At 36.5% G+C, this 25,365-nt stretch carries 24 protein-coding genes; 15 read left to right on the top strand and 9 right to left on the bottom strand.

Annotated features, from left to right (window positions below; all coding sequences use genetic code 11):
• The first annotated feature begins 187 nt into the window (after nucleotides 1-187).
• From gloA2 to HNQ94_RS10385, 3 genes are read left to right on the top strand one after another with little or no spacing between them, the layout of a single operon-like run.
• A complete protein-coding gene (gloA2, locus tag HNQ94_RS10395) occupies nucleotides 188-574 on the top strand; it encodes an SMU1112c/YaeR family gloxylase I-like metalloprotein (RefSeq protein WP_174495986.1) in 387 nt (128 codons plus the stop codon).
• Between the two features lie 37 nt (nucleotides 575-611).
• The gene (locus tag HNQ94_RS10390; protein ID WP_184351835.1) at nucleotides 612-1,499 is read left to right on the top strand and encodes a PucR family transcriptional regulator; all 888 of its coding nucleotides are present in this window, start codon (nucleotides 612-614) and stop codon (nucleotides 1,497-1,499) included.
• 42 nt (nucleotides 1,500-1,541) lie between these two features.
• Entirely contained in the window at nucleotides 1,542-2,105 is a 564-nt protein-coding gene (locus tag HNQ94_RS10385) for an LOG family protein (protein WP_174495988.1), read from the top strand.
• Between the two features lie 67 nt (nucleotides 2,106-2,172).
• Here the strand turns inward: HNQ94_RS10385 and HNQ94_RS10380 are convergent, their stop codons facing one another.
• Nucleotides 2,173-2,655: a hypothetical protein gene (locus tag HNQ94_RS10380; protein WP_174495989.1), complete on the bottom strand. Its 483-nt coding sequence runs from the start codon at nucleotides 2,653-2,655 to the stop codon at nucleotides 2,173-2,175.
• A 229-nt stretch (nucleotides 2,656-2,884) separates the two neighbouring features.
• Between HNQ94_RS10380 and HNQ94_RS10375 the strand changes: the two genes are divergently transcribed.
• From HNQ94_RS10375 to HNQ94_RS10330, 10 genes are all read left to right on the top strand, one after another.
• Nucleotides 2,885-3,985, top strand: a complete 1,101-nt coding sequence (locus HNQ94_RS10375; protein WP_174495990.1) for an oligosaccharide ABC transporter ATP-binding protein MsmX — start codon at nucleotides 2,885-2,887, stop codon at nucleotides 3,983-3,985.
• 213 nt (nucleotides 3,986-4,198) lie between these two features.
• On the top strand, nucleotides 4,199-5,176 hold the full coding sequence (locus HNQ94_RS10370) for a sugar ABC transporter substrate-binding protein (RefSeq protein WP_174495991.1): 978 nt from the start codon (nucleotides 4,199-4,201) through the stop codon (nucleotides 5,174-5,176).
• Nucleotides 5,173-6,615, top strand: a complete 1,443-nt coding sequence (locus HNQ94_RS10365) for a sensor histidine kinase (RefSeq protein ID WP_174495992.1) — start codon at nucleotides 5,173-5,175, stop codon at nucleotides 6,613-6,615. Before HNQ94_RS10370 ends, HNQ94_RS10365 begins: the two co-directional genes overlap by 4 nt.
• On the top strand, nucleotides 6,612-8,144 hold the full coding sequence (locus tag HNQ94_RS10360) for a response regulator (RefSeq protein WP_174495993.1): 1,533 nt from the start codon (nucleotides 6,612-6,614) through the stop codon (nucleotides 8,142-8,144). The genes HNQ94_RS10365 and HNQ94_RS10360 overlap by 4 nt, the downstream gene beginning before the upstream one ends.
• A gap of 34 nt (nucleotides 8,145-8,178) precedes the next feature.
• Nucleotides 8,179-9,261: a D-xylose ABC transporter substrate-binding protein gene (gene xylF / locus HNQ94_RS10355; protein ID WP_174495994.1), complete on the top strand. Its 1,083-nt coding sequence runs from the start codon at nucleotides 8,179-8,181 to the stop codon at nucleotides 9,259-9,261.
• 252 nt (nucleotides 9,262-9,513) lie between these two features.
• Nucleotides 9,514-10,617: a sugar ABC transporter substrate-binding protein gene (locus HNQ94_RS10350; RefSeq protein WP_174495995.1), complete on the top strand. Its 1,104-nt coding sequence runs from the start codon at nucleotides 9,514-9,516 to the stop codon at nucleotides 10,615-10,617.
• An 88-nt stretch (nucleotides 10,618-10,705) separates the two neighbouring features.
• Nucleotides 10,706-12,226 (top strand): ATP-binding cassette domain-containing protein, encoded by a 1,521-nt coding sequence (locus HNQ94_RS10345; RefSeq protein WP_174495996.1) that lies wholly within the window; start codon nucleotides 10,706-10,708, stop codon nucleotides 12,224-12,226.
• A 12-nt stretch (nucleotides 12,227-12,238) separates the two neighbouring features.
• Nucleotides 12,239-13,414: a sugar ABC transporter permease gene (locus tag HNQ94_RS10340; RefSeq protein ID WP_174495997.1), complete on the top strand. Its 1,176-nt coding sequence runs from the start codon at nucleotides 12,239-12,241 to the stop codon at nucleotides 13,412-13,414.
• 405 nt (nucleotides 13,415-13,819) lie between these two features.
• A complete protein-coding gene (locus tag HNQ94_RS10335) occupies nucleotides 13,820-14,698 on the top strand; it encodes an ROK family protein (RefSeq protein WP_174495998.1) in 879 nt (292 codons plus the stop codon).
• A gap of 46 nt (nucleotides 14,699-14,744) precedes the next feature.
• Nucleotides 14,745-15,323, top strand: a complete 579-nt coding sequence (locus tag HNQ94_RS10330) for a GNAT family N-acetyltransferase (RefSeq protein WP_174495999.1) — start codon at nucleotides 14,745-14,747, stop codon at nucleotides 15,321-15,323.
• A gap of 16 nt (nucleotides 15,324-15,339) precedes the next feature.
• Here HNQ94_RS10330 and HNQ94_RS10325 read toward each other — a convergent pair whose 3' ends face one another.
• The 6 genes from HNQ94_RS10325 to HNQ94_RS10300 all read right to left on the bottom strand — a co-directional run bounded on the left by HNQ94_RS10325 (nucleotide 15,340) and on the right by HNQ94_RS10300 (nucleotide 21,479).
• The gene (locus HNQ94_RS10325) at nucleotides 15,340-15,516 is read right to left on the bottom strand and encodes a sporulation histidine kinase inhibitor Sda (protein WP_174496000.1); all 177 of its coding nucleotides are present in this window, start codon (nucleotides 15,514-15,516) and stop codon (nucleotides 15,340-15,342) included.
• A gap of 223 nt (nucleotides 15,517-15,739) precedes the next feature.
• Nucleotides 15,740-16,750: a Gfo/Idh/MocA family protein gene (locus tag HNQ94_RS10320; protein WP_174496001.1), complete on the bottom strand. Its 1,011-nt coding sequence runs from the start codon at nucleotides 16,748-16,750 to the stop codon at nucleotides 15,740-15,742.
• A gap of 12 nt (nucleotides 16,751-16,762) precedes the next feature.
• Nucleotides 16,763-17,734: an ABC transporter permease gene (locus tag HNQ94_RS10315; protein WP_174496002.1), complete on the bottom strand. Its 972-nt coding sequence runs from the start codon at nucleotides 17,732-17,734 to the stop codon at nucleotides 16,763-16,765.
• Nucleotides 17,727-19,241: a sugar ABC transporter ATP-binding protein gene (locus tag HNQ94_RS10310; protein ID WP_174496003.1), complete on the bottom strand. Its 1,515-nt coding sequence runs from the start codon at nucleotides 19,239-19,241 to the stop codon at nucleotides 17,727-17,729. Before HNQ94_RS10310 ends, HNQ94_RS10315 begins: the two co-directional genes overlap by 8 nt.
• Before the next feature lie 98 nt (nucleotides 19,242-19,339).
• Nucleotides 19,340-20,293 carry a substrate-binding domain-containing protein gene (locus HNQ94_RS10305; protein ID WP_174496004.1) on the bottom strand — a complete coding sequence of 318 codons (954 nt, stop codon included), beginning with the start codon at nucleotides 20,291-20,293 and terminating at the stop codon, nucleotides 19,340-19,342.
• A gap of 196 nt (nucleotides 20,294-20,489) precedes the next feature.
• Nucleotides 20,490-21,479, bottom strand: a complete 990-nt coding sequence (locus HNQ94_RS10300; RefSeq protein ID WP_174496005.1) for a LacI family DNA-binding transcriptional regulator — start codon at nucleotides 21,477-21,479, stop codon at nucleotides 20,490-20,492.
• A 226-nt stretch (nucleotides 21,480-21,705) separates the two neighbouring features.
• On the opposite strand from HNQ94_RS10300, the gene HNQ94_RS10295 reads away from it, so the two are divergent.
• Nucleotides 21,706-22,674, top strand: coding sequence for a sugar phosphate isomerase/epimerase family protein (locus HNQ94_RS10295; protein WP_174496006.1), 969 nt, complete (start codon nucleotides 21,706-21,708; stop codon nucleotides 22,672-22,674).
• A 205-nt stretch (nucleotides 22,675-22,879) separates the two neighbouring features.
• Here the strand turns inward: HNQ94_RS10295 and HNQ94_RS10290 are convergent, their stop codons facing one another.
• Nucleotides 22,880-23,452 carry an REP-associated tyrosine transposase gene (locus HNQ94_RS10290; RefSeq protein WP_174496007.1) on the bottom strand — a complete coding sequence of 191 codons (573 nt, stop codon included), beginning with the start codon at nucleotides 23,450-23,452 and terminating at the stop codon, nucleotides 22,880-22,882.
• Nucleotides 23,453-23,708: 256 nt separating this feature from the next.
• Here HNQ94_RS10290 and HNQ94_RS10285 point away from each other — a divergent pair, with 256 nt between their 5' ends.
• Complete coding sequence (locus HNQ94_RS10285) at nucleotides 23,709-24,665, top strand: LCP family glycopolymer transferase (RefSeq protein ID WP_174496008.1); 957 nt, start codon at nucleotides 23,709-23,711, stop codon at nucleotides 24,663-24,665.
• A 51-nt stretch (nucleotides 24,666-24,716) separates the two neighbouring features.
• Here the strand turns inward: HNQ94_RS10285 and HNQ94_RS10280 are convergent, their stop codons facing one another.
• Nucleotides 24,717-25,316 (bottom strand): hypothetical protein, encoded by a 600-nt coding sequence (locus HNQ94_RS10280; protein WP_174496009.1) that lies wholly within the window; start codon nucleotides 25,314-25,316, stop codon nucleotides 24,717-24,719.
• Between the last annotated feature and the right edge of the window lie 49 nt (nucleotides 25,317-25,365).

Here is a 25,365-nt window from a genome sequence, read left to right as displayed (position 1 = left end):
TCTGTCTGCTATTTTATCATGAATAGTAGAACAGCACATGCAGAAGGTTATGGGAAAATTAAACATAAAGTTAGTGGAAAATAAAAAAAACATAAAGGATAAAGTCTATTCTCCTCAATCAAATTACTACTCTTTAAAAAAGTTATGTTAAGCTAAATGTGGATTGTTAAGTAAAGGAGCACGTAAAATGAACGTAAAAGGGATACACCATATCGCAATAATTTGTTCGGATTACGAAATATCAAAGGACTTTTATACAAAAAAGCTTGGTTTTGAAATCATTCGGGAAGTATATCGGGAGGAAAGAGGATCCTATAAATTAGATTTAGCTTTAAACGGCGATTATGTTATCGAGTTATTTTCTTTTCCGGATCCTCCGAAACGTCCAACACGTCCAGAAGCACAAGGGCTCAGACACTTAGCATTTGCGGTAGATCATATAGAAGATGGCGTCATTGAGTTGGCTAGCCATGGAATAGTTTGTGAAGTGATACGTGAAGATGACATTACAGGAAAGAAATTCACGTTTTTTCAAGACCCAGATGGATTGCCTTTGGAATTGTATGAAGTGTAAAATGAATCCATACATGAAGTAAACGGAAGTGAGAAGAATGATAAAGGATTTGCAGGCCATATATCCTTCCCTCGTTTTATTAGAACCCCAACTAGAAATTAGTTTTGAGCTATACACGTGGTTTGAAACTGGGGAAGGCGAGACAATTGGAATAAAAAAAGAAGAACTGTCTAGTAATGAAAGCGAATTATTAAGTGCCTTTTTGAGAAAAACAAACATTACAAAAAGACCTTTAACGAAGCGAGAAAAATGGTGGAGCCGCATTCTTTTTCAACAAGAAACCACATTTGCTGAATCAGGCATATTACGCTATCGGTTTATTTTTTTTCAAGCGGACAGTCACATTAAGGATGTGGCTTTATTTGAAGAGGGATTTGAAGCGATTTTTCCCTTCCAAATGCCTGTCATCTGGTTGAGTGGATCACAGGGATTTATTGTGGAAGAATTTTTATCTAATGACCAAGTTCCTGTTCCTTTTGAAGAAGTCATAGATGTGTTAATGAGTGATTTATACATAAAGATAAGGTTGTTTGTTGGGGAAGTGAATGAAAAGCTAGAAAATGCACAGGAGCAGTATTCCTTTCTTCAACATATTTCGCCAATGGTTTTCGCTGAAACGAAACAGAATGTTGTTTATCTTAAGGACGCTCTTTCCCAAGTACTCATCCAACAAGTAGAGGATAAGCGAAAACAACAAATGGTTGATGCCATTTTAAAGGATACGGTCGAGGATGAGGAATTGTTAAAAACGATTCGTGTTTTTTTAGAATCAAACTCAAATGTCACCGAAGCTGCCAAAAGAATGTACATGCACCGAAATAGCTTACAGTACCGGATAGATAAATTTGTTGAACAAACAGGGATTGATATTAAATCCTTTGAAGGAGCAGTTACTACATACCTTACACTGCAAATGATGGACTAACCTCTTAGTAGGAGTCCTTATTACAAAATGGAGGAAAATAAAATGAAGACTGTGGCAGTTTATTGTGGGTCCAGTACTGGAAATGACCCGATTTATATGGAAGCAGCTAGAGCACTTGGAACGCTGTTAGCAAAAGAAGGAATTGACCTTGTTTATGGTGGAGCAACAGTTGGATGCATGGGTGCTGTTGCTGATGCTGTTTTAGAAGGTGGGGGAAAAGTCATCGGTGTCATTCCCAAAAAGCTCGCAAATGTAGAAATTTCTCACCAAACGTTAACCGAGCTTCACGTAGTGGATACGATGCATGAAAGAAAGGCATTAATGGCTGATTATGCAGATGGTTTTATTGCGATGCCAGGGGGAACTGGTACATTAGAGGAATGGTTTGAAGTCTTTACTTGGGCACAATTAGGCTATCACCAAAAACCTTGTAGCTTTTTAAATGTGAATAACTATTACGATCCAATTGTTTCCCTTTTTGATCATATGATTGGCCAAGGCTTTGTCAAAGAACGCTACAAAGACTTGATTTTGATTGACGAAGATCCTAAACAATTAATTAGTAAGTTAAAGGAGTATAAGGCAGATTATATTCATAAATGGTAAGCTGTGAAAAATGCATCACTTTCTCTTTTGAGAAAGTAGATGCATTTTTCTTTTCTCTATTCAATGTTTAAAAATCCTCTAACTCTACGTCATTTTCACCAGCAAGCTTTTGTAGTTGGAAGCGGAAGTCGTTAATTTTTTGTGTTCCACTCATTAGTTTTTCATTAGCAGCATTTACTTCATCTAAGCTTTGCGTTTCAATGGCCACTCGTAACGTTAACAGTGCTTGGTATTGTTCGCCAACACCTTCCACATAAATATCATGGATTTCTTTTACTTCCTCTGTCTTAGGCGTAATGAGGTTTAACTTTTCATAAAAATCTTCGTAATTCGGAAGCACGGTAACCTCTAACACATCGTATAACGTATAATCATCCGTATAGTTTACTCCTGTAACAGATGCGTAAGCGTCCATTGCATCTACTTCTAATTGGGAAATAGGGATCAATTCATCGTTCACATACGATAGTAGGTCATCCTGGACAGGATTGCTACATCCAACTAGTGCTAGCATTAGAAAAAATCCTAGGCTTATGATTGCTTTTTTCATGTTTGTCTCTCCTTCGTCTAATTATGTATAGTTTTTTGACAAAGTTAATTATTCGACACAAAACGTCATATCCCTTTCATCATTTAAAGGAATGCAGAATTTTATTTCTTATGATAAAGTGCACAAAAAGAAAATGGAGTTTTGTGCACTTTGTCCACTATAATTTCTATGGTTAATTGTTTACACTAAATGTATCGAATATAACGCTTTCAATTTAGGAGGAAAGATAATGGCTGACGTTAAATTAGAACATGTATATAAAGTTTATGATGGGGACGTAACTGCTGTTAAAGATTTTAATTTAGATATTAAAGATAAAGAATTCATCGTATTTGTAGGACCATCTGGTTGTGGTAAGTCTACAACGCTTCGTATGATTGCAGGTCTTGAAGAAATTTCTAAAGGTGATCTAATCATTGATGGAAAACGTGTAAACGATGTAACACCGAAAGATCGTGATATTGCAATGGTGTTCCAAAACTACGCTCTATATCCACATATGAATGTTTATGACAACATGGCATTCGGATTAAAGCTTCGTAAAATGGACAAAAAAGTTATCGAAGAAAAAGTAAATAATGCAGCGAAAATTTTAGGATTGGAAGATTACTTAAAGCGTAAGCCAAAAGCATTATCTGGTGGTCAGCGTCAACGTGTTGCCCTTGGACGTGCTATCGTACGTGATGCCAAGGTTTTCTTAATGGATGAGCCTTTGTCTAACCTTGATGCAAAACTTCGTGTACAAATGCGTGCAGAAATTCAAAAGTTGCACCAACGTCTTCAAACAACAACTATTTATGTAACACATGACCAAACAGAAGCGATGACGATGGCAACAAGACTAGTCGTTATGAAGGATGGTATTATTCAACAGGTTGGATCTCCTAAAGAGGTTTACGATCTCCCGAATAACGTATTCGTTGGTGGATTTATCGGATCACCAGCAATGAACTTTTTTACTGGAACCCTAACGGAAGATGGTTACTTTACTATTAATGAACTAAAAGTAAAGGTTCCTGAAGGTAAACTAAAAATGTTGAAAGAACAAAATTACGTAGGAAAAGAAATAATTTTAGGTATCCGTCCAGAAGATATCCATGATGAGCCTGTATTCATCGAGGCTTCCCCAGAAACAAAGGTAACTGCTTTAGTGGATGTTGCGGAACTAATGGGAGCAGAAACATTCTTGTATTCTACAGTAGGCGACCAAGAATTTACGGCACGTGTGGATTCACGTACGGATGTTCACGGTGGAGATAACATTACCCTTGCGTTCGATATGAATAAAGTACATTTCTTTAGTAAAGAAACGGAGGAGCGAATTCGCTAAGATTGACTAGATATTTTAGTGAACACGATCACTCTTAATAGGAAATGAAAACGAGACAGGATAAATATCCTGTCTTGTTTTTGTTTAAGCTGTAAACTAAAATTTAAAAAAGTTAATATTTACATTTAAATTCAAAATAGGCAAATCAAAAACAAATTTATATTCTCTGCTATAATAAATTTTATAGTCTAGTAGGAAAAAGGAGCTTTCCTGATGCGAAAAATAGCTACTTTTGTAATCGCTATCATCTGTATTATTCTCTTTTATTTTACCTTTGAAACCGCATTGAAGGTTTTTCGTGCGGATTGGCAAATGCCTGAGGAATCAAAACAAGAAAATACGAACAACCGTTTAGTTTTAATTACCCGGGAGTTAGACAACCCTTTTTGGGACAAGGTTAGTGCGGGGGCGCGTAAGCAAGCTGAGGAAGATGGAGCAAGGCTTGAGATATGGGGGAGCTACGGAAACAATCAAGAGGATTTTCTAAGACAAATTGAAATAGCCATTTATTCTAAAGTCGATGGAATCATTGTACAGGGTCTGGATACGGAAGAGTTCAAGGAGTTAACGAAAGTTAAAGCTTCTTCGTACGGAATCCCGATCATTACTATCGCAAATGATGTACCTATGGCCGAAAGTCTGCGCAGAACGTATGTAGGTTCCAATCAGTATTTAGCTGGAATCATGATTGCCAGACAACTATTAACGGACATGGGGACTTCAGGAGAGGTAGTTCTTATGCTCGACAGTAGGCAAGAGCATTACCAGAAACAGCGTTTGGAGGGTATTCGGGATATTTTACAAGACTATCCAAACGTCCAAATTATTGAATCCGAAACAGAAGATACAAGAGAGCAAGTGATAGCAACAACAAAGGATTTATTGAACAAATACCCAAATGTTGATGCTTTTATCGCTGTTAATGCAAATTTCTCAGGAGACATAATCGAGGAAATGGATAGACGTTCTAATGCAGAACCTTATTATATTTATTCCTTTGATGATTATGCTGATGCGTTTTCTTTATTAAAAAAAGGAAAGCTTGACGGAATCATTGAACAATCCCCACTTAAGATGGGGGAGCTTAGCGTTAATTTAATGATGAAGTGGCTAAATCACGAGCTTGTTCCGCTTGATTTACATGGCTACCTCACTGATATTCGATTGATAAAGGCGATGGACATCCAATGAGTAGTATACAAAAGAAGATATGGGCTTTAGCTATGGTAGTGTTGCTGATCATGGCATCTATTTGGGTATCACTCATCTACTATAACCAAAAAATGCAAGATCAATATAATGAAATTCTCGAACGCTATTTAGTCATGAACGAAGTGACAAGTACGAGTCAGCAAATGGTCACCGTGTTAAACAATTATTTGCATACTCCTATATCTGACAATTATGAACAAATTGATCAGAGTAAGCTGGAAATGGAAAAGTTAAAAGAGAAGGTCGTTGATTTTAAAAATGCCGATAACGAGTTAGCATTGACGAACTATGTAAACTTAATTGATAGCTTAATGGAAGCCGTTAATCGTTCCATTATGTTTCATCCAGAATCAGAAACAGAAAATGCCATTAAAACATTCAAAGAAGCAACGAATATATCCAATTATATATCAGAGATGACCCTCACTTTAATTGATACGGAGCTTAAGACATATGATCGTCTCTATCGAGGTATTATTAACCAATCAGAAGAAATAAAACAACTGGGGATTTGGTTACTACTTTTAATTTCATTATTATTATTGCTTTTTACTTATTGGTTCTCATTAAGAATTACAAAACCTGTGGAAAAACTAACACAAGCAGCAAGCGAATTATCTAAAGGGAGATTTGATCGGAAAGTCGAAGTAGATTCCAAAGATGAAATTGCTTTTTTAGCTAAGGCGTTTGATCATATGAGGGTTAATATTAATAATTTAATTTCAGAAATTCATCAAAAGGCACAATTGGAAAAAGAGCTTCAACAGAGTAAGCTTCTTTTAAGGGAAAGCCAGTTACGTAGCTTACAAAATCAAATCAATCCACATTTTTTATTTAATACACTTAATACTATTTCGAAAAAGGCTTATTTAGAAGGATCAGAAGAGACTAGTGATTTACTCGTTAGCGTGTCTGATCTATTACGATATAATCTAAAGCACTTAGATAAATCCACGACATTATTTGATGAAGTAGAAGTGTTAAAACAGTATATTTTTATACAAAAAGCGAGATTTACGGACCGGCTAACCTTTTATACGGACATTGATGAATCATGCCTACCTGTTGAAATTCCTGGTCTTACTATACAACCGATTGTAGAAAACGCTGTCATTCATGCTGTCGAACCAATTGAGGACGGGGGTACCATCTGGTTTCGTGTAAAAGATGGTGGAGACCGTGTGATCATTGAGGTGGAGGACAATGGACCTGGAATGACCGATGATAAGAGAAAGCAAATCATGGATGGAGAAGTAGATACAACAAAAGGACAAGGGTCTGGAATTGGATTAAGCAATGTAGTAAAGCGTCTACGCCTTTTTAATGGTTATGAAGACGTGATTATGATTGAAAGTTGCTTAGGTAAAGGTACAAAAGTGACTATTAATATTCTTAAAGAAAGGGGTGTCGAAGCATGATAAAGATCCTAATTGTCGATGATGAGCAAATCGAGCGAGATGGACTACAAGTAATTTTGGAGAGAAACTTTTCTAATCTTAAAATCAAACAAGCGAAGAATGGTAAACTTGCTGTTGATATTGCGGCAAGTTTTCAACCAGATTTAGTTTTTATGGACATTCAAATGCCAGGCATGTCAGGCTTTGAAGCAGTAGAAAAGATCATCGCAGACAATCCCCACATTAAGTTTATTATGGTCACTGCTTATGCAACATTTGATTATGCGCATTTGGCAATGAAACTTGGAGTAAAAGATTATTTGGTTAAACCGAGTAAGGTATCTGATATTGTGAAAACAGTTGGAAAAGTACTAGGACAAATTGAAGCAGAACAAAGATTGTTAGAAAAGAGTAAGTTTCAGCAGGATACCTTAAAAAAAGCGATGTCTGTGTTTGAAACGGACGTTGTAACTCAGCTCTTGTTCGATCATGTCCATGAAGTGCATCTCGATGAGCTGGTTGAGCTGCTCAACATGGAGGCAAGCGAAGAAAAATTTGTGATGAGCATTTTGCTCCCATTAGGCTCAGATGACCACTATTCTATTATAAAAGAAAAGATTAGGAAAATTGGTAGTGGATGGGTTGGGGCTCTATATGGGCGTCAATTACCCATCATTGTGTTCCGTAATCAAGATCAAACATTTCGTACACAGGCTACATTGTTAGCGAAAGAAATCCTTACACTCGTCAAAACAACTGACAATGAAAACTGGTTTATTGGAATCGGTAATGTTTATAAGTCACTAAATAAAATACGCCAATCTTATCAAGAGTCTTTAATTGCTACAAAGGATACGAAGCTTCCAGTAAAATACCGTTTCTATTCTGATCTACCTGCAACTGTCCCTGGTTTTGATGAACATACTTCTAGACAGTATGAACAGCAATTTTTTGAACAGATACGTAGTGGTGAGTGGGAACAAATATATAAAAACATTACGGATTTAATCGATCATTACGAGCAGGAAGGTGCTAATCTTTTACAAGTGCAGCAACGTTTAGCTGAACTTCTTTGGATTGCTTCACGGGTAATGAGCGAAATGGGCGTAGAATCAGATACACATTATTATTCCTCTAAGGCTACTGATTATAGGCAACTTCGAGCAGAAACGAAACACTTGTTAGAAAGAATTCAGGAAGCTTTTTACGATTATAATGATAAGCTTGAAGCGGATACCATACAAAAAATCAAACAATACATTATCCAACATGCTCATGAAGATATTTCTTTAGATGCCATTGGTAAGGAAGTAGGCTTTAGTCCTATTTATATTAGTAAAATTTTTAAAGAGCAACTAGGTGTCAATTACATTCACTTTTTAACGGAGTGTCGTATAGAGGAAGCAAAGAAATTGATGAAAGATCCTGAAAAAAGTTTAAAGGAAATAACTTTTGAGGTCGGTTATCATGATCCAAACTATTTCAGTAAGGTATTTAAGAAAATGTGTAATCTATCGCCATCGGAGTATCGTAAAAAACTGTTAGGGTAAGAACAATGAGTATGTAACGAAAGGAACGAGGCGAATGAGACGATTATTTTTCCAAATAAGTATAGTAATGCTATTCGTTCTGATTACGGCTGCTTGCGAAAAAGATGAAGATAAAAGTAATGAACCTCCATCAAAGAATGCAACATACAAGCCAGTGGAAGATTTGACTGATGATGAACAGATTAAAATAGGTTTTGCTATGGATACATTGCTTGAGGAACGATGGCTCAAGGACAGAGAACTGTTCAAAAAAGCAGTGGAAGAGCTTGGAGCTGAAGTAGAAATCCTAGCAGCAAATGGTAATGATGCTCTGCAGATTTGGCAAGCGGAAACATTAATTAGCAAAGAAATTGATTTACTCGTTATCGTACCGCATAATGCAGAAGCAACCGCATCTATCGTGGAAAAAGCCCATTCAGCTGGGATAAAGGTAGTATCTTATGATCGGTTAGTAAAAAATTCGGATGTTGATACGTACATTTCTTATGACAATGAACAGGTTGGGATACTACAAGCTAAGGCAATTACAAGTTTGGTCCCTAGAGGTAAATATGTGTATATTGGTGGTGCCGAAACGGACAATAATGCTCAATTACTTAAAAAGGGTGTATTTAAGGTACTGCGTCCAATGATTGATAAAGGTGAAATTACCGTAGTGTTTGACCAATGGACAAAGGATTGGTTACCAACGAATGCTTATGAGAATATGAAAATGGCTCTAGAAGCAAACGATTATCAAATTGATGCGGTTATTGCAGCTAATGATGCGACGGCTGGTGCAGTGATTCAGGCACTGGAGGAGCACGGTCTTGCTGGTGAAATACCAGTTGCTGGTCAGGACGCTGATTTAGCTGCAGCTCAGCGAATCGTTCAAGGGACACAAACCATGACAGTTTATAAGCCGATTAAAGCACTAGCAGAAAAAGCTGCGGAGATTGCCGTAAAGCTTGCAAAAGAGGAGGAAGTGCAAGAGGATCGGAAAGTGAACAACGGAAAAGTTGAAGTGCCTTCGATTCTCCTCTCACCGATTGCTGTTGAAGAATCAAATTTAGATGAGACGATTATTGCTGACGGATTTCATAAAAGGGAAGACGTATATAATTTGACAGACCACTAGGTGTATTCGCACCTAGTGGTTTTAATTATTATGGGTGTTTTCTAAAATGCAGATAATCTATGGAAGCCCCGGAATACATCAATCCCCCTCTTGCTTTTATTCATCTAATGTAAAAAAATGAAAAATCCCTCATATTAAAAAATTACAGGTTAATAACAAAATAGTGCTATAAGAAAGCGTTTTCACCCTATGACTTCGATGTTATATTTAGCTTGTAAATAAATAATAACCTATTTTGAAAGGGGTTTCATAATGAAGAGAAGGTTGAAATTTGTACCTATTTTATTTGTAGCAATTATGGCTATTTTTATTGTAGCAGGATGTAGCGGCGGAGGTAGTGAAGTAAGTGTTGGTATCGTATTACCTACAAAAGATGAGCCTAGATGGGTTCAAGATGAAGAAAGATTTAAAGCAGCTCTAGAAGATTCCGATTATACTACTGAAATTTTATTCAGCCAAGGATCATCTGCTAAAGAAAAAGAAAACGTAGAAACATTAATCAGTAAAGGTATTGATGTTTTAATTATTGCTCCACATGATGGTGCAGCTGCTGGTTCTTCAGTAGAAGCAGCTAAAGAAGAAGGAATTACAGTTATTGCATACGATCGTCTAATTACAGACACAGATGCTGTTGATTACTATGTTACATTTGACAGTATTGCTGTAGGTGAAGCACAAGCTCAATACTTAGTTGATAATGCAGAAGGTACTGGTGTTCCATTGTATCTATATGCTGGTGCTGCTTCTGATAACAACGCATTCTTATTCTTCGAAGGTGCATGGAATGTCCTTCAACCTAAAATTGCTGATGGAACTTTTGTGATTGCTAACTCTAGTGAAGCAGTAGCATTACAAGATAAAGCGGAACTTACTCGTGATGAAATGGGTAAAATCTTAGGTCAGGTTACAACAAACTGGGATCCTAACGAAGCAAAAAACAAAGCACAAACACATCTTACAGCAGCAAGTGCTGATCTAAAAGGTGATGTTGCAATTCTAGCTCCTAATGATGGAACAGCTCGTTCAATCGCTGACGTATTTGGAACTGACTCTGAAGTAACTAGTTATGTTGTAACAGGTCAAGATGCTGAAAAGGCTTCTGTTCAGTACATCATTGATGGCACACAATCTATGACAGTTTTCAAGGATGTTCGTACACTTGTTACGGATGCAATGGGCATGGCTGTAACAATTCTAGATGGTGATACACCAGAAACTACAGGAAGTTATAACAACGGAGTAATCGATATCAAAGCTAAACAAACAGACGTTATTGTAGTTGATCAAGAAAATGTGAAGAGTGCATTAATTGATTCTGGTTACTATGATGCAAGCGAGTTTAGTGGATTAGAATAATAAAATAGTAGAATGTTACGCAATAGTGTTAGATAGCCATCTAACACTATTGCACATTGTAAAGTTGTCTGGTTAAGGAGGCATACTGATGAGCGATTATATTTTAGAAATGAACCAGATATCAAAAGAGTTTACCGGAGTAAAGGCGCTCTCTAATGTCAATTTTAAAGTTGAAAGAGGAGAAATCCACTGTCTAGTTGGAGAAAATGGTGCCGGTAAATCTACACTTATGAAGGTACTTAGCGGTGTTTATCCTTATGGAACATATGAAGGAGATATCGTGTTTAATGGGGATACAAAGCAGTTCAATAAAATAAATGATAGCGTTGATGCAGGTATCGTTATCATTCACCAAGAATTAGCACTTTTCCCTGATTTATCTGTCTACGAAAATATATTCATAGGTAATGAAATACAAAATGGTGGCGTTTTAGACTGGAACAAAGCTATTGTTGAGTCAAAGAAAATGCTAGACAAGGTTAAATTGAAAGTAAACCCTGAAGCATTAATTAAAGATTTAGGCGTTGGAAAACAACAGTTAGTGGAAATTGCTAAAGCCTTAAGTAAGGACGTAAAGTTACTCATATTAGATGAGCCAACTGCCGCTTTAAACGAAAATGATAGTGAAAATTTATTGAACCTTTTACGCGAATTAAAAAAACAAGGAATCACTTGTATCATGATTTCTCACAAGCTAAAAGAAGTTATATCCATTTCGGATAAAGCAACGGTTATTCGTGATGGGGAAACTATTTGCACATTAGATGCTTCTAAAGGGGAAATTACAGAAGCAAACATTATTAAAAACATGGTTGGTAGAGAAATTCAAGACATTTATCCAAAGAGACCTGACCAAGAATATGGGGAAAAGGTTCTTGAATTGACTAACTGGTCCGCATATGACTCCCAGTTAGGTCGTTATGTTGCTAAAGATGTTAATCTTCATGTAAGAGAGGGCGAAATCATCGGAATTGCTGGATTGATGGGCTCTGGAAGAACAGAACTTGCGTTAAGTATTTTTGGGAATTCAAAAAATTACAAGCTACAAGGGGATTTATTTGTTAATGGAATCCCTGTAAAATTCAAACATACTAGTGATGCGATAAAAGCAGGTATTGCTTATGTAACAGAAGACAGAAAAGGCGATGGGCTATTTTTATTACAGGATATCAAAAACAATATTTCAGTTGGAAATTTAAAAGGTATATCTTCTAATGGAATTGTGAATGTAAACGAAGAAATTAAAGTTGCAGATGAATATAAAGATTCATTAGGAATTAAAACTCCATCCATACAACAACTAGTCGGAAACTTAAGTGGTGGTAACCAACAGAAAGTTTCCTTAGGAAAATGGCTTTTTGTAGGACCAAAACTTTTAATATTAGATGAACCGACACGAGGTATCGATGTTGGTGCAAAATTTGAAATTTATACAGTTATGAATGATCTGATTAAAAAAGGTTTAAGTATTATTATGATTTCGTCTGAACTTGGTGAGGTTCTAGGAATGAGTGATCGTGTTTACGTCATGGCAGAAGGCGAAATCCAAGGTGAGTTGTCCTCAGAGGAAGCCAGTCAAGAAAAGATTATGCAACTAGCAACGCAATAGGAGGTTAAACTTATGAAACTGTTTAATGAATTAAAGAGTTTAATTAAACATAATATTCGCGATTATGGAATGTACATTGCATTAATAGTTATTATGATTACATTTACTATTTTAACAGATGGATTATTTATGTCTTCTCGAAATATTAGTAATCTATTAGATTCAGCTGGTTATATTGCTGTATTAGCTGTAGGGGTAATGCTCGTTATTGTTATCCGTCATATTGACTTATCTATTGGGTTCTTAGCTGGTTTTCTAGGAGCAATAGCAGCAATCTTAATTATGCAATACAATATGCCAGTTTTTATCGTTATCCCAATTATTCTCTTATTAGGTATTTTGGCTGGTGGAGTAACAGGTTTTCTTGTTGCTAAAGTTGGGATTCCGGCCTTCGTTGCAACACTTGCAGGTTGGCTTATTTATCGAGGCGCTATCTTAATGGCCACAGAAAAAACCGGAACAATTGTAGTTGAAAATGATGCATTTAATGCAATAGGTAATGGATATATTCCATCTATTATGCAAGTAGGTGGATTGCATTTACTATCTTTACTTGTAGGGGCTTTAGGAATCATATTTTACATTTATAGTTCCATTTCTAATCGTAGAAATAAAATAAAATATGATTTTGATGTTGTATCTAGACCAATCTTTATTTTACAACTAGTGTTTGTTTCTTCCATTATTGCTTACATTACGTGGCTTTTAGCAGGTTATAATGGTTTCTCTTGGACAGTAATGATAATCCTGCTAGTAGTAGCTGTGTACCATTTCGTTACTACAAAGACAGTATTAGGACGCCACATTTATGCTGTAGGTAGTAACCCGGAAGCTGCACATCTTAGTGGAATTAACGTAAAGAAAATTACATTCATCGTTTTTGGTTCCATGGGTATGCTTTCCGCGTTATCTGGTATTTTGTTTACTTCTCGTCTGCAATCAGCTACGACTACTGCTGGTACATTGTTCGAACTTGATGCGATTGCCGCCGCGTTCGTTGGTGGTGTATCTGCTGCGGGTGGTGTAGGTAAAGTAACTGGAGCTGTTATCGGAGCTGTTGTTATGGCAACTTTAACAAGCGGTATGAACTTAATGGGTGTTGGTATTGCACCTCAGTATATGATTCGTGGTGGAGTACTTGCACTAGCGGTTATCTTTGATGTAATGACACGTAGACAAAGAGCTTAATTTTGGAAGGAGCAAGGGAGCAATTCTCTTGCTTCTTTTTTGTTGCTTAGGAAATTATAAAATTTCGGACTTGTGGATAAGTTAGTTGCACGGGAGAGCCACGTCTAGCTCCAGCACCTACCCCCTCGGGACCTCTTCTGTGGCATAAACCTCCACGGCAGGTCTTGTCTTATGCCTGCCTTAGGCTGAGCAAGGCGCTGGCGCTTTTGTTCTATAGCACAGATTTATTTAATCCTTTGTAACAATGAGCCTTTACTAGGTGTTAAATAAATTGCATTTCTATTTGATTAATCCACTATTATAATGAAAAATAAAGAAACAAGAACATTATAATAGTTGATGAAAATTTTCACTTGTTTTAACTAATAGACGGGTTGGTTCTCAAAGAGAAGAAGAGGTGAACAAATGCTTTATGGTGCCATAGAAGCTGGTGGAACAAAGTTTGTTTGTGCTGTTGGAAATGAAAAAGGTGAGCTGTTAGAAAAGGCTATAATTGATACGACTACACCAGAGAAGACGTTGGAACAAATCAAAACTTTCTATCTAGGAAAGGACATTGTAGCTTGTGGTGTAGGTTCTTTTGGCCCTATTGATGTCAACAAAGAAAGTCCAACTTACGGTTATATAATGAATACACCAAAAATAAAATGGCAAAAGTTTAATCTGTTAGGTGAGTTGAAAAAGTTGTTAGGTGTACCTCTTGCTTTTGATAGTGATGTGAATGTGGCCGCAGTAGGGGAAAAATTACTTGGTGCCGGTCGCGATGTCAATAGTTGTCTTTACATGACGATTGGGACAGGAATTGGAGCAGGGCTTTATGTAGAAGGAAGTACGTTAAGTGGACTGTCTCATCCGGAAATGGGACATATTTTGTTAAAAAGGCACCCAGAAGATAGTGATTTTACAGGTTTTTGCCCTTTTCATGGAGCTGATTGCTTCGAAGGTTTAGCCGCAGGTCCGGCTATTGAAAAAAGATGGGACAAAAAAGGGAACGAGCTAGGCGTTGACCATGAAGCATGGAGGTTAGAAGCTTATTATATAGCACAAGCTCTTATGAACTATATTTTAATTGTTAGTCCAGAGAAAATTGTTTTAGGTGGGGGAGTCATGAAACAAAAGCAGCTTTTCCCCTTAATTTTTGATGAATTAATTGAAAAGCTTAATGGCTACTTAGATTTTCCTCAACTAACTCGCGAAAATATTTCCCGTTATATCGTGTCACCAGAACTAGGGGATGAAGCTGGCGTGAAAGGTGCTTTGATGACCGCAGTAAAAATGCTATAATTTTTAAAATCATTCGCTAATCTTTAGACGATGAAGGAGTTGAGCTATGGATTATTATAAGGTTGCACCTACTTTAGTCGGGGAAAAAGTATTGTTAAGGAGTATTGATTTAGAAAAAGATAAAGTCCCTTTTCATCAAATGTTTTTGGAGCCAATATTGCATGAATGGACGGGGAATAGAGTACCAGATAATGAGCAGGAATCATATGAACAATTGAAAGCTTATCGGGATTTAGACTTTCTTATTTCATGGGTCATAACGGACAAACAGACAGAAGCATTTATCGGAACATTTTGGATTGGCCCATCTAACGAAAATGGTAAGCAAATTGCAGGGGATGCCCAGAGAATAGCGAAACAATTTTGGAGAAAAGGCTATACGAAGGAAGCTCGTCAATTAATCTATGATTTTGCTTTTAACGAGTTAGGGATAGAAGAATTTCACTCTACTGCTTGGGGTAATAACGAAAATTCTTGCCAATCGATGGAGAGTGTAGGCTATAGGTTAGCAAAAGTAGAAGAGAAATTTTTTGCTAAGAAAAACAATTATTTCACGGAACATTACTATGTTTTAACTAAAGAGGCTTGGCAAAAATATAAAGGCAATAAAGTAGGGATAAGGTGACGAGCACCCTATCCCTTTAATTTGAAATGTTAATAGTTATATTTTCCAAGTAACTAGTTCGAGAATCTAATCGCAATCCACGCCTAGTTATCTCTCTCCACAACAAGTGAACAAAGTCATCTTCAAGCTGTAAGCTAATCGCAGACTCATAAGCCTCCATTAATAAATCATCCGTTAGCGCTGGGAAGCTCATTTTCTCACCCCTAAAAGGACATATCATTCTTTACCAATTTTAATATCCTAATTTTTACATACTTTATTTCGACAAAGAATGAGCAATTTCCTTCAAAAAGTAAAAAAAAATAATAATATTTTTAAATTTATTTTAAAACTAAATTTTACTAGAGGATTTTTGTTCATAGAGGACAGTACTTTTATTGAATGAAAAAATCCCCATAAACATGGGGATTTTTCTACTACTTACCAAGGATAGCTTCCACTACTTTTAAGGAGGACATGGCGTCTTGCCCAGTCACAATAGGATCTGTATCATTTATAATCGCATCAACAAATGCATCAATAACTCCTGTACTCGTTTGGTTATCGTTTGTTTGAATTGCTTCTAATTGATACTTAATTACTTCGCCATCTTTCGTTTCTACAATTAATTGATTTTCTGGATCATGGTAGATTTTCATCATACCTTTTTGACAATAGATTTTAGTGCTATTATCCTCTGATCCATAATAAGTCCATGAGAAGGAAGCTGTACCGAGGCGTCCTTTTTTCGTTTTTAAGGCAGCAACCACATTATCACAAACTTCAATCGGATTTCCATTCTCATCCACTTTATCAAGAGCACCATGAAAAGCATGGACATCAACAATTTCATCATCTAATAAATAATGGATTAAATCTATTTTATGAATACCTAAGTCTCCAGCTACACCGGAATGGGAACGCTCTTTCTTAAAGAACCAAGTAGCATTTGAATTGTTCACACTCCAATGCTCAGGACCCTGGTGCCCAAAGGATGTTTTAAAGGTAAGAACTTCACCAAGCTCTTTGCTTTCAATCAGTTGCTTAGCCTTTTGGTGTGCCTTCGTAAATCGTTGATTGTGATCAACCATTAGCTTTTTGCCTGATTTACGTTGTGCGTCTAACATTTTTTCTGCATATTCAATGCTTACAGCCAGGGGCTTTTCACATAAGACATGCTTTCCACTTAACAGAGCATCTGTTGTGAAAATATGGTGCGTGTCATTTGATGAACAATCACTAATCGCAATAATAGAAGGATCGTTATACAGTTCTTCTACTGTTTCGACAGCGCGACCACCAAATTCCTCTGCTAGCGCTTTAGAACGTTCCATATTCCGGTCAAAAAAGACGATTTCATTTACATAAGGATTCGCCTTGTATTCAGGGGCATGACGGAATTTCGTAATGGAACCACACCCAATGATACCCACGTTGATTTGTTCCATGAAAAATCCTCCTTAATCTCTTTTTTGGAAAAATACCGCGACAATAATGATTAAACCTTTTACTAACCCTTGAAGGTGAGAGGAGATGTTCATTAAGTTCATCATATTGTTTAGAACACCAAGTAAAAGAACACCGAATAAAGTACCAATTACTCTCCCTTTACCACCTGTCATTCTTGTTCCACCAATAATTACAGCAGCGATAGCATCAAGCTCATAAAGGTTACCAGAGCTTGAAGAAGAAATAGAGTTCAAGCGGCTAGTTTCAATTAAGGCAGCAATACCTACTAAGAAACCACAAAGTGTATATACCCCGATTTTAATGCGGTCAACACGAATAGCAGATAACAAAGTCGCTTTTTCGTTACTACCCATTGCATAAACGTAACGGCCAAAACGTGTTTTTTGCATAAGTACATAAACTGCTAGTGTTAGGACAAGGAAAATGATGACAGGTACATCGATAATACCGAATTCTGTATTCGCAATACTGGAAAACCCTTGTACTTCTGCAGATTTACTACCGCCATTTGCTGTATATAAAGCAATAGATCGGGCTGCGGCCATCATACCGAGTGTGGCAATGAAGGAGGCTATTCGTCCCTTTGCTACGAGAATTCCGTTAATGAACCCAACAGATGCACCAACTAAAAGTGCTGTAAGGATACCTACGAATATGCTTTCGGAAGCATTTAATGCCATAACGGAAAAAACACCGACCATTGCAAGTACAGAACCTACAGATAGGTCAATACCACCAGAAATCATAACAACGGTCATCCCAAGTGCAATAATCCCAATTGTAGATACTTGTAGTAGAATATTCATTTGATTTTGGAGAGAGAGGAAACGATCGTTCATAAGAGCTGCCGCAATGAAAATTATAATAAAGGCAATAATGACACTATATTCGCTCCAAATCCAGGATAAATTCAGTTTTTTACTACTTGTTGTTTGTTCTTCATTGATTTTTACATTAGCCAATGCTTTCAGCCTCCCTTTTCGAGCCAGTTGCATATTCCATAATTATTTCTTCCGTTAAATCATCACGGTTAAATGTACCGGTAATTTCGCCTTGGAACATAATATTAATCCTGTCACAAATTCTAAGTATTTCAGGTGCTTCAGAGGAAAGAATGATTATCGCCTTTCCTTCATCCGCTAGATTCATAATGTGTTGGTAAATCTCGTTTTTCGCACCAACATCAATTCCTTGCGTAGGGTTATCAAAAATAATGACATCACTATTTACTTCTAACCATTTTGCGATAACTACTTTCTGTTGGTTACCACCACTTAAGGAATCAATTGTTACTTTTGGATCGTGAACTTTAATGTTGAGCTGCTTTTTATATTCATAAAACTTTGCTCGTTCATTTTTTGAACTAATCAAGCCATTTTTTTCAAAATGCCCCATTGTTGATAGACTCATATTTTCAATAACGCTTAAATCTTTAATGATTGCATTTTCTTTCCGGTTTTTTGGTACTAATCCAATACCTGCTTTTACTGCTTTTCTAGGATGATTTATATTCACTTGACGACCATTTACTTCAATGACGCCATCATATTTTTTTCGAAATCCAAAAATACTTTCAAATAATTCCGTTCTTCCATCCCCAGCAAGGCCTGTAAATCCTACTATTTCGCCTTTTGCGATAGAGAAGTTTATGTTACGGAAAATTCCTTCACTTGTTAGGTTTTTTACATTCAGTACAGTTTCACCGGGACCATTCTTATGGTACATGGCATCTGTGGAAATAGATTTTCCTACCATTAATTGTGTAATGTTACTTAAATCTGTATCTTTCATATAACCATTACCGACAAAATAGCCATCACGTAGTATGGTGTAGCGATCACAAACTGCTTGAATTTCCTTCAGTTTATGGGAAATATAAATGATAGATACACCAGATTTTTTCAATGAACGCATGAGCTCAAAAAGTCTTTCTACTTCATTATCTGTTAAGGAACTAGTCGGCTCATCCATAATAATAATTTTGGAATCTCGTAAAAGTGCCTTTGCAATTTCAATCATTTGTTTATAAGAAGTTTCTAAGTCTCTTACATAAGTTTTCGGGTTTATGTTTACGCCTAGTTTAGCTAGAATTTCATTAGTTTGCCTGCACATTTCCTTAACGTTAAGTATGCCCCATTTATTACGAAGCTCTGAGCCTAAAAACATATTTTCATAAATGGTTAAATCTGTTACAACATTAAGCTCCTGGTGAATAAAACTAACTCCACTTTCTTGTGAGATGCGGGGGTTTTCCATATTAATTGCTTGCCCATTTAACTTGATTTGACCTTCGTCAGGTTGGTGTACACCACCAAGAATATTCATTAAGGTCGACTTGCCAGCACCGTTCTCCCCAAGTAAAGCATGGATTTCACCTTTTTGAAGTGTTAAATCAACTCCATGTAAAACTTCTACTTGATTAAAGGATTTCTTTATTCCACTCATCTCTAAAATGGCGTCTTGTTCCATAAATCTTACCCCCTTTGATTATGAATAGAGTAAAAATAGGAAATACGATAAATGCTAGTGCATTTATCGTATTTAATCCTATTTGTTAATCGTTACTATTAAAATGCAGCTTCTGAATCGTAATGATCTTCAACGTTGTCAATTGTAACTGGAGTTGCAGGGATAACCATTTCTGCACTTTCAGGGTCCTTACCATTTGCTAAATCTGCACCAACTTTGATTGCATCTTTAGACATTAATGGAGAGTATAGGAAAGTAGCTTTAATTAAACCATCTTCTTGAATGATTTCATAAACATCTTTCGCTCCACCCGCACCAGTTACAAACTTAATGTCTGTACGGTTAGCTTCTTTAATTGCTTGGATAACACCTAGAGCCATACCATCATCTTGTGTATAAACAGCATCGATTTCAGGATGTGCAGTTAAAACGTTTTGCATAACACTTAAAGAAGTTTCTGTTGAGAACTCTCCATTTTGTGAAGCAAGAATTTCAATATCAGATCCCTCAATTGATTCGCGGAATCCTTCACTACGTTGATTTGTAACGGAGCTTGGAGGTCCAGCTATTTCAACTACTTTACCACTTCCGCCTAATTGTTCAACGAAGAATTTACCTGCGTTGATACCAATACCAGTATTGTCACCTTTTACAACAACAGTTGCAGCGTCGTTTGTAAGCTCACGGTCAAGAATTACTAAAGGAATGCCTTCATCCGCAATTTTTTGACCAGCTGGAGATAATGCTTCTGATTCGATAGGAAGCATGACAATTGCATCTACACCTTGTGCAATTAAGTCTTCCACATTGTTAGCTTGTGCAGCAGTACTATCTGCAGTTGTGAACACATAATCATCAATTGTTCCATCTTCTACTAATGCTTTTGCTTGATCTTCAGCATTTTGAATAAGTGCACCCATCCACCCGTGAGTTGCAGATGGTAAAGCAATACCTAGTACTACTTCATCATCACTTCCACCGGAACTTTCACTACAACCTACAATACCTACAGCAAGTAAAACTACAAAAAATAAAGAAAATAAACGCTTCATTTTGACCTTTCACCCCTTTTAAATTGTCAAAAAAATAGTCCCTCTACAATGAAAACGATTTCATTATTGAGGCTAACTGACCGACATTAAACGTATTTTAATGCCGGTTCGCTAGTCTCAGCATTGTTTATGGGGTCAGACCCCCGTCGCTTTAACGCGTTACTGTTTGAGGGGACTGACCCCACAAACAGTAACGTTATCCTAACGTAGACTCGCGAATAACTAACTCGTGATCTAAGATGACACTCGATACATCTTTGCCTTTAATTTTGTCAATTAGCATATTGGCAGCAACACAACCCATTTTGTACATCGGCTGCGATATGGTTGTTAAGGTTGGATTCGTCATGTTAGAAAAACTAATGTTATCAAAACCAACTACTGCAATATCATTAGGTGCCTTTAATTGGTTTGCATTTATTTCTCTTAATGCTCCGATTGCAAGTGTGTCCGAAACGGCAAACACTGCTGTCGGTTTTTCATTAAGTTGTAAAAGTTTTCGCATTGCTTGCTGTCCATCTTCAAAGCCTAATTGCTGAGATGTGATCATCCATTCATTAAAAATGGGTAAGTGGAACTCCTTTAACGCTTTTTCATAGCCTTGGCGACGTTGACGAGCATAAAGGAATTTTTCATCAGAATTAATTAAGGCAATTTTTTTATGACCAGATTGTATAAGATGCTTAACTGCTCGGTATGCAGCTAACTCGTTATCAATCGTGACATACGGTATACAACCATTTTCATCATACTCACTACATTGAATAATAGAATGAGTTGCCGCTAGTTCATTTAATTTCTGCATATTCACTGCAGGATCCATCGATATAATGCCATCAGCAAGTTTGTTTTTGATTAAATTGAAATAAATGTTTTCTCGCTGAGGATTGGAATCTGTGTCGCACAATAAAATATTGTAGTTGTTACTAACAGCAGTATCTTCAATCCCGTTAATGATTTCCGTGTAGAAGGGATTCGATATGCTAGGAATTAAAACGAGTAGTAAGCGACTTTCCGAGTTTCTTAGATTACGACCTAGCATACTAGGTTCATAGTTTAATTCCCTGATAGCGTTCTCAACTTTAAGTTTAGTTTTGGGTGATACAGTTGTATTTTTGTTAAGGACTCTCGAAACCGTTGCAACGGAAACACCTGCTTTTTGAGCCACCTGTTGAATGTTTGCCATGACGTTTCCTTCTTTCAAAATAATGTATTTCGTTAGAATGAAAAGATAATGTAATCGATTACATTTACATCATATAATTATCAGAATTGTTTTGTCAATAACTATTTTATTTTTGCATATATTTAAAAATACCGAGAGTTTTTCATTGATTTTAAGAATGTTTTTCTTTAAGCTAGTATGTAATGGATTACATTAAAGCGTTTTCATTATAAGGGAGGGGCCTAATATGAAATTAGGTGTTTTCACAGTATTATTCTCAGATAAAAGTTTAGAAGATATGTTAGATCATGTTGCTTCTAAAGGTATTGAAGCGGTGGAGCTAGGAACTGGAGGTTATCCAGGAGATGCCCATTGTAAAGTGGATGAATTGTTAGCAGATGAAAAAGCAAGAGAAGATTTCCTTGAAAAAATCAGCAGTAGAGGACTAATCATTAGTGCTCTTAGCTGTCATGCAAATCCTTTACACCCACAAAAGCATATTTCTAAGGAAGCGGATGAATTGTTTGAAAAGACTGTTAAACTAGCTAGTCTATTAGGAGTGCCAGTTGTTAACACTTTTTCTGGTTGTCCTGGAGACCATGAAGATGCAAAGCATCCAAACTGGCCAGTTGCAGCTTGGCCAAATGATTTCCAAGAAATTTTAAAATGGCAATGGGAAGAGAAAATCATTCCTTATTGGAAAGAAAAAGCAGCTTTTGCTGAAAAACACAATATTAAAATTGGCTTAGAGCTACACGGTGGATTCTCCGTACATACACCGGGTAACTTATTGCGTTTAAGAGAAGCATGTGGACCCGCAATTGGAGCTAACCTAGATCCAAGTCATATGTGGTGGCAAGGTATTGATCCTGTCGAATCTATCAAAATATTAGGTCGCGAGGGAGCTATCCACCATTTCCATGCAAAAGATACGATTATTGATCAAGGGAATGTGAACCGTAACGGGTTAGTCGATATGACCCCATATACAGATATGAAAGACCGTGCATGGTATTTCCGGACGGTTGGATTTGGTCATGATACAAAGGTATGGGCGGACATGATTAGTGCATTACGTTTATATGGATATGATTATGTCGTAAGTATTGAACATGAAGATGGACTTATGTCTATTGATGAAGGCTTTACGAAAGCAGTTGAAAACCTGAAGCCTGTTATGGTTAAAGAGTCCGTTGGGGAAATGTGGTGGGCTTAGTTGTTGTTTATGGGGTCAGACCCCCATTACAATAATATGTTAAAGTGAAAAAGCGGACTTTATCCTTTTGTGATAAAGCCCGCTTTTTTTACATGTTAGAAAAGTATAAAAATTTTGCAGGGAAATTAGTCGATCTAGTCAAAAGTTCGAAGTAAATGCAACTATCCTATTATTCGCTAATCGCCAGTTTTCCTTATGTTTCGGTTCATTTGGAATCCATTTTACTTTTAATAAAATGTTGATAATGAATAGTGGATGGTTCAGGAAAGTGAGCTAATGTTTTGGTAGTGGAAATGTCTTGAGGTGAAAGGGGCAATAAGAGTCTGTTTTCACTTATTTTTAGATAAGCCTGGTAACTACTCCAAGGCCAATCCTCTGCTCTTTTTGTTAAACCAGCTTTTACTGGATTAAGGTGGATGTACCGGGAGGCTTCTAGCAAATAATCACTAGAATCTACTACTTCAGATTTAAATCTTCCTTGAAACAAATGACCTACAAGATCATACCGAACGTTATAATACATTGCATATATTGTGTGAATTCTTTTTATGATGTCGCTAATGGAATGGTGCTGCATTTCTATAAGCAAATGAATGTGGTTGGGCATGAGGCAGTATGCATGAAGGTTGAAGGGGAGAGATGTTTTAGTTTCTTTCAAATAATGTAAGTATTTTTGATAATCTTTTTTGTCCGAGAACAGGCTTTCTTTTCGATTTCCTCGAGCTGTAATATGATAGTGTTCACCGGTTTTCCATGGGATTCTATGTTTTCTTGCCAATTTTCAATTCACCTCCGTTTCTTTTATCATTTATATATTACGACAAAATGCGCATTTATTCCTTTTTGGGGTCAGACCCCCTCCATAGTAGTGCGGTAATGTGGTACAGTAGTGGGGGTCAGTCCCCAAAACGCACGTAATATAAATGAAATAAAAAACATCTTGATTAAATTGATGAAAAATGGCAACATATTAAAGTGTTTATTCGTCTTATAATGTGGGAAAATGTTTTTAACTTATAAATGAGGTGTCCTTAGTGGGAAGAAGAACCGAAAGAATACAAGAAAAGAAGAAAAAGAAAAAAGGTCTAAAAATCTTCTTAATCATATTAGCTATATTGTTTATTATCGCAGGAGCTTTTGCGTTATATGTATATAATAAAGTAAAGAGCACTGTAGAAGATGATATGCATGAAAAGGTCGGCAGTATAGACAATGATCCGAGTAAAGTAAAAGATGGTACGGAAGCGTTAAACATTCTATTAATGGGTGTAGATGAGCGAGAAAGTGATTCCGGAAGAGCGGATACTTTAATCATCTTGTCCTTAAATCCGAATACAGATAGTATGCAAATGATTAGTATTCCTCGTGACACGTACACAGAAATTGTAGGGCATGGAACAGAAGATAAAATCAATCACTCATTCACTTTTGGTGGTGCGGATATGACAGTTGCTACTGTTGAGAAGTTTGCAAATATTGATTTAGACTATTATGTAAAAATCAATATGGAGGGTCTTAGTGATTTAGTAGATGCTGTTGGTGGAATTACTGTTGATAATCCAATTGATTGGGTTGAATCCGGGGCTGCTTATGAAAAAGGGTTCCACTATAAAAAAGGTGAAATTGAATTAAACGGACCAGAAGCGCTTGGTTTTGCGCGTATGCGTAAGCAAGATCCGGAAGGGGATGTTGGTCGTAACCTACGACAACGTCTCGTCATTAATGCCATTATTGATAAAGGTGCGAGTGTAGGATCTGTTACTCGTATCGATGATATTTTAGATGCATTAGGTACTAATGTAAGTACGAATATGTCATTTGATGAAATGAAAGATATTTTTAAAAACTACCGTGATGCACGTAAAAATCATACAAACTATCAAGTCCAAGGATACGGAGAATATATTGGACCTTACTGGTACTTGATTGTTCCGGATGAAGAGCGTCAAAATGTTCATAATATGATTGTTGAGCATAATAATAAGAGATAAATATGAAGGTTTCCACCAAACTTTTGGTGGAAACCTTTATTTTTTATTTTATTAAACCTCGAACTTATCCATAACCTTTTCCATCATGACAGACTTAGTTTGCTCTTTCATTTGCTCAAACTCTTCCTTAATGGAACTAGCTTCCGATGGATCATAACCATGTGAGGATAGTTCTTCTTTTAATTGTTCGTAAATCTTTTGAAAGGAACTATCTGTTTTTTCTTCTAAATCATCAATTGCTTTTTTATACTTTAAGTAAAGCATTGGTAAATTAACATTACCGTCATCTTGCTTATCTGCTGCATACTCCTCAAAGGCATGCTCCATAAGGACATTTAACTTTTCCTCTACTTGTTCCTTCAGACTAGTTAAAGAATCTTCATATTTTGTTACAATGGATGATACAGACTGTGTTTCCTTTTGATCCGTGTTAGGTTCATTTTTTTCTGCATTATTTTCTTCATTCAAAATACTGTTTTTCGGTTCTCCGTGATCCAATTTGTTTTCATCTTTTTGTTCTAGATCAAAATCTGCATTTAAGAAATCGGTTAGCTTTTCATCTGCAAGGGTAAACATTTTCATTGGGTCCACATAATAGAAGGTAACCCCACAAATGAAGAGAAATACGATTAAAAATAGCGTTCTTATCACCTATACCACCGTCCTGCTGTTTGATGTTGAAGAGTTTTTTGTGAAACTA

Origin of the sequence: Salirhabdus euzebyi, assembly GCF_014207435.1 — a bacterium.
Taxonomy (GTDB): Bacteria; Bacillota; Bacilli; order Bacillales; family Alkalibacillaceae; genus Salirhabdus; species Salirhabdus euzebyi.
The sequence above is the reverse complement of the archived record's forward strand: the minus strand, read 5'-3'. Positions and strand labels throughout refer to the sequence as shown.

Coding starts and splice junctions, on each gene's coding strand:
- gloA2 (WP_174495986.1), top strand. CDS start 188: ATGAACGTAAAAGGGATACACCATATCGCAATAATTTGTTCGGATTAC.
- HNQ94_RS10390 (WP_184351835.1), top strand. CDS start 612: ATGATAAAGGATTTGCAGGCCATATATCCTTCCCTCGTTTTATTAGAA.
- HNQ94_RS10385 (WP_174495988.1), top strand. CDS start 1,542: ATGAAGACTGTGGCAGTTTATTGTGGGTCCAGTACTGGAAATGACCCG.
- HNQ94_RS10380 (WP_174495989.1), bottom strand. CDS start 2,655: ATGAAAAAAGCAATCATAAGCCTAGGATTTTTTCTAATGCTAGCACTA.
- HNQ94_RS10375 (WP_174495990.1), top strand. CDS start 2,885: ATGGCTGACGTTAAATTAGAACATGTATATAAAGTTTATGATGGGGAC.
- HNQ94_RS10370 (WP_174495991.1), top strand. CDS start 4,199: ATGCGAAAAATAGCTACTTTTGTAATCGCTATCATCTGTATTATTCTC.
- HNQ94_RS10365 (WP_174495992.1), top strand. CDS start 5,173: ATGAGTAGTATACAAAAGAAGATATGGGCTTTAGCTATGGTAGTGTTG.
- HNQ94_RS10360 (WP_174495993.1), top strand. CDS start 6,612: ATGATAAAGATCCTAATTGTCGATGATGAGCAAATCGAGCGAGATGGA.
- xylF (WP_174495994.1), top strand. CDS start 8,179: ATGAGACGATTATTTTTCCAAATAAGTATAGTAATGCTATTCGTTCTG.
- HNQ94_RS10350 (WP_174495995.1), top strand. CDS start 9,514: ATGAAGAGAAGGTTGAAATTTGTACCTATTTTATTTGTAGCAATTATG.
- HNQ94_RS10345 (WP_174495996.1), top strand. CDS start 10,706: ATGAGCGATTATATTTTAGAAATGAACCAGATATCAAAAGAGTTTACC.
- HNQ94_RS10340 (WP_174495997.1), top strand. CDS start 12,239: ATGAAACTGTTTAATGAATTAAAGAGTTTAATTAAACATAATATTCGC.
- HNQ94_RS10335 (WP_174495998.1), top strand. CDS start 13,820: ATGCTTTATGGTGCCATAGAAGCTGGTGGAACAAAGTTTGTTTGTGCT.
- HNQ94_RS10330 (WP_174495999.1), top strand. CDS start 14,745: ATGGATTATTATAAGGTTGCACCTACTTTAGTCGGGGAAAAAGTATTG.
- HNQ94_RS10325 (WP_174496000.1), bottom strand. CDS start 15,516: ATGAGCTTCCCAGCGCTAACGGATGATTTATTAATGGAGGCTTATGAG.
- HNQ94_RS10320 (WP_174496001.1), bottom strand. CDS start 16,750: ATGGAACAAATCAACGTGGGTATCATTGGGTGTGGTTCCATTACGAAA.
- HNQ94_RS10310 (WP_174496003.1), bottom strand. CDS start 19,241: ATGGAACAAGACGCCATTTTAGAGATGAGTGGAATAAAGAAATCCTTT.
- HNQ94_RS10305 (WP_174496004.1), bottom strand. CDS start 20,293: ATGAAGCGTTTATTTTCTTTATTTTTTGTAGTTTTACTTGCTGTAGGT.
- HNQ94_RS10300 (WP_174496005.1), bottom strand. CDS start 21,479: ATGGCAAACATTCAACAGGTGGCTCAAAAAGCAGGTGTTTCCGTTGCA.
- HNQ94_RS10295 (WP_174496006.1), top strand. CDS start 21,706: ATGAAATTAGGTGTTTTCACAGTATTATTCTCAGATAAAAGTTTAGAA.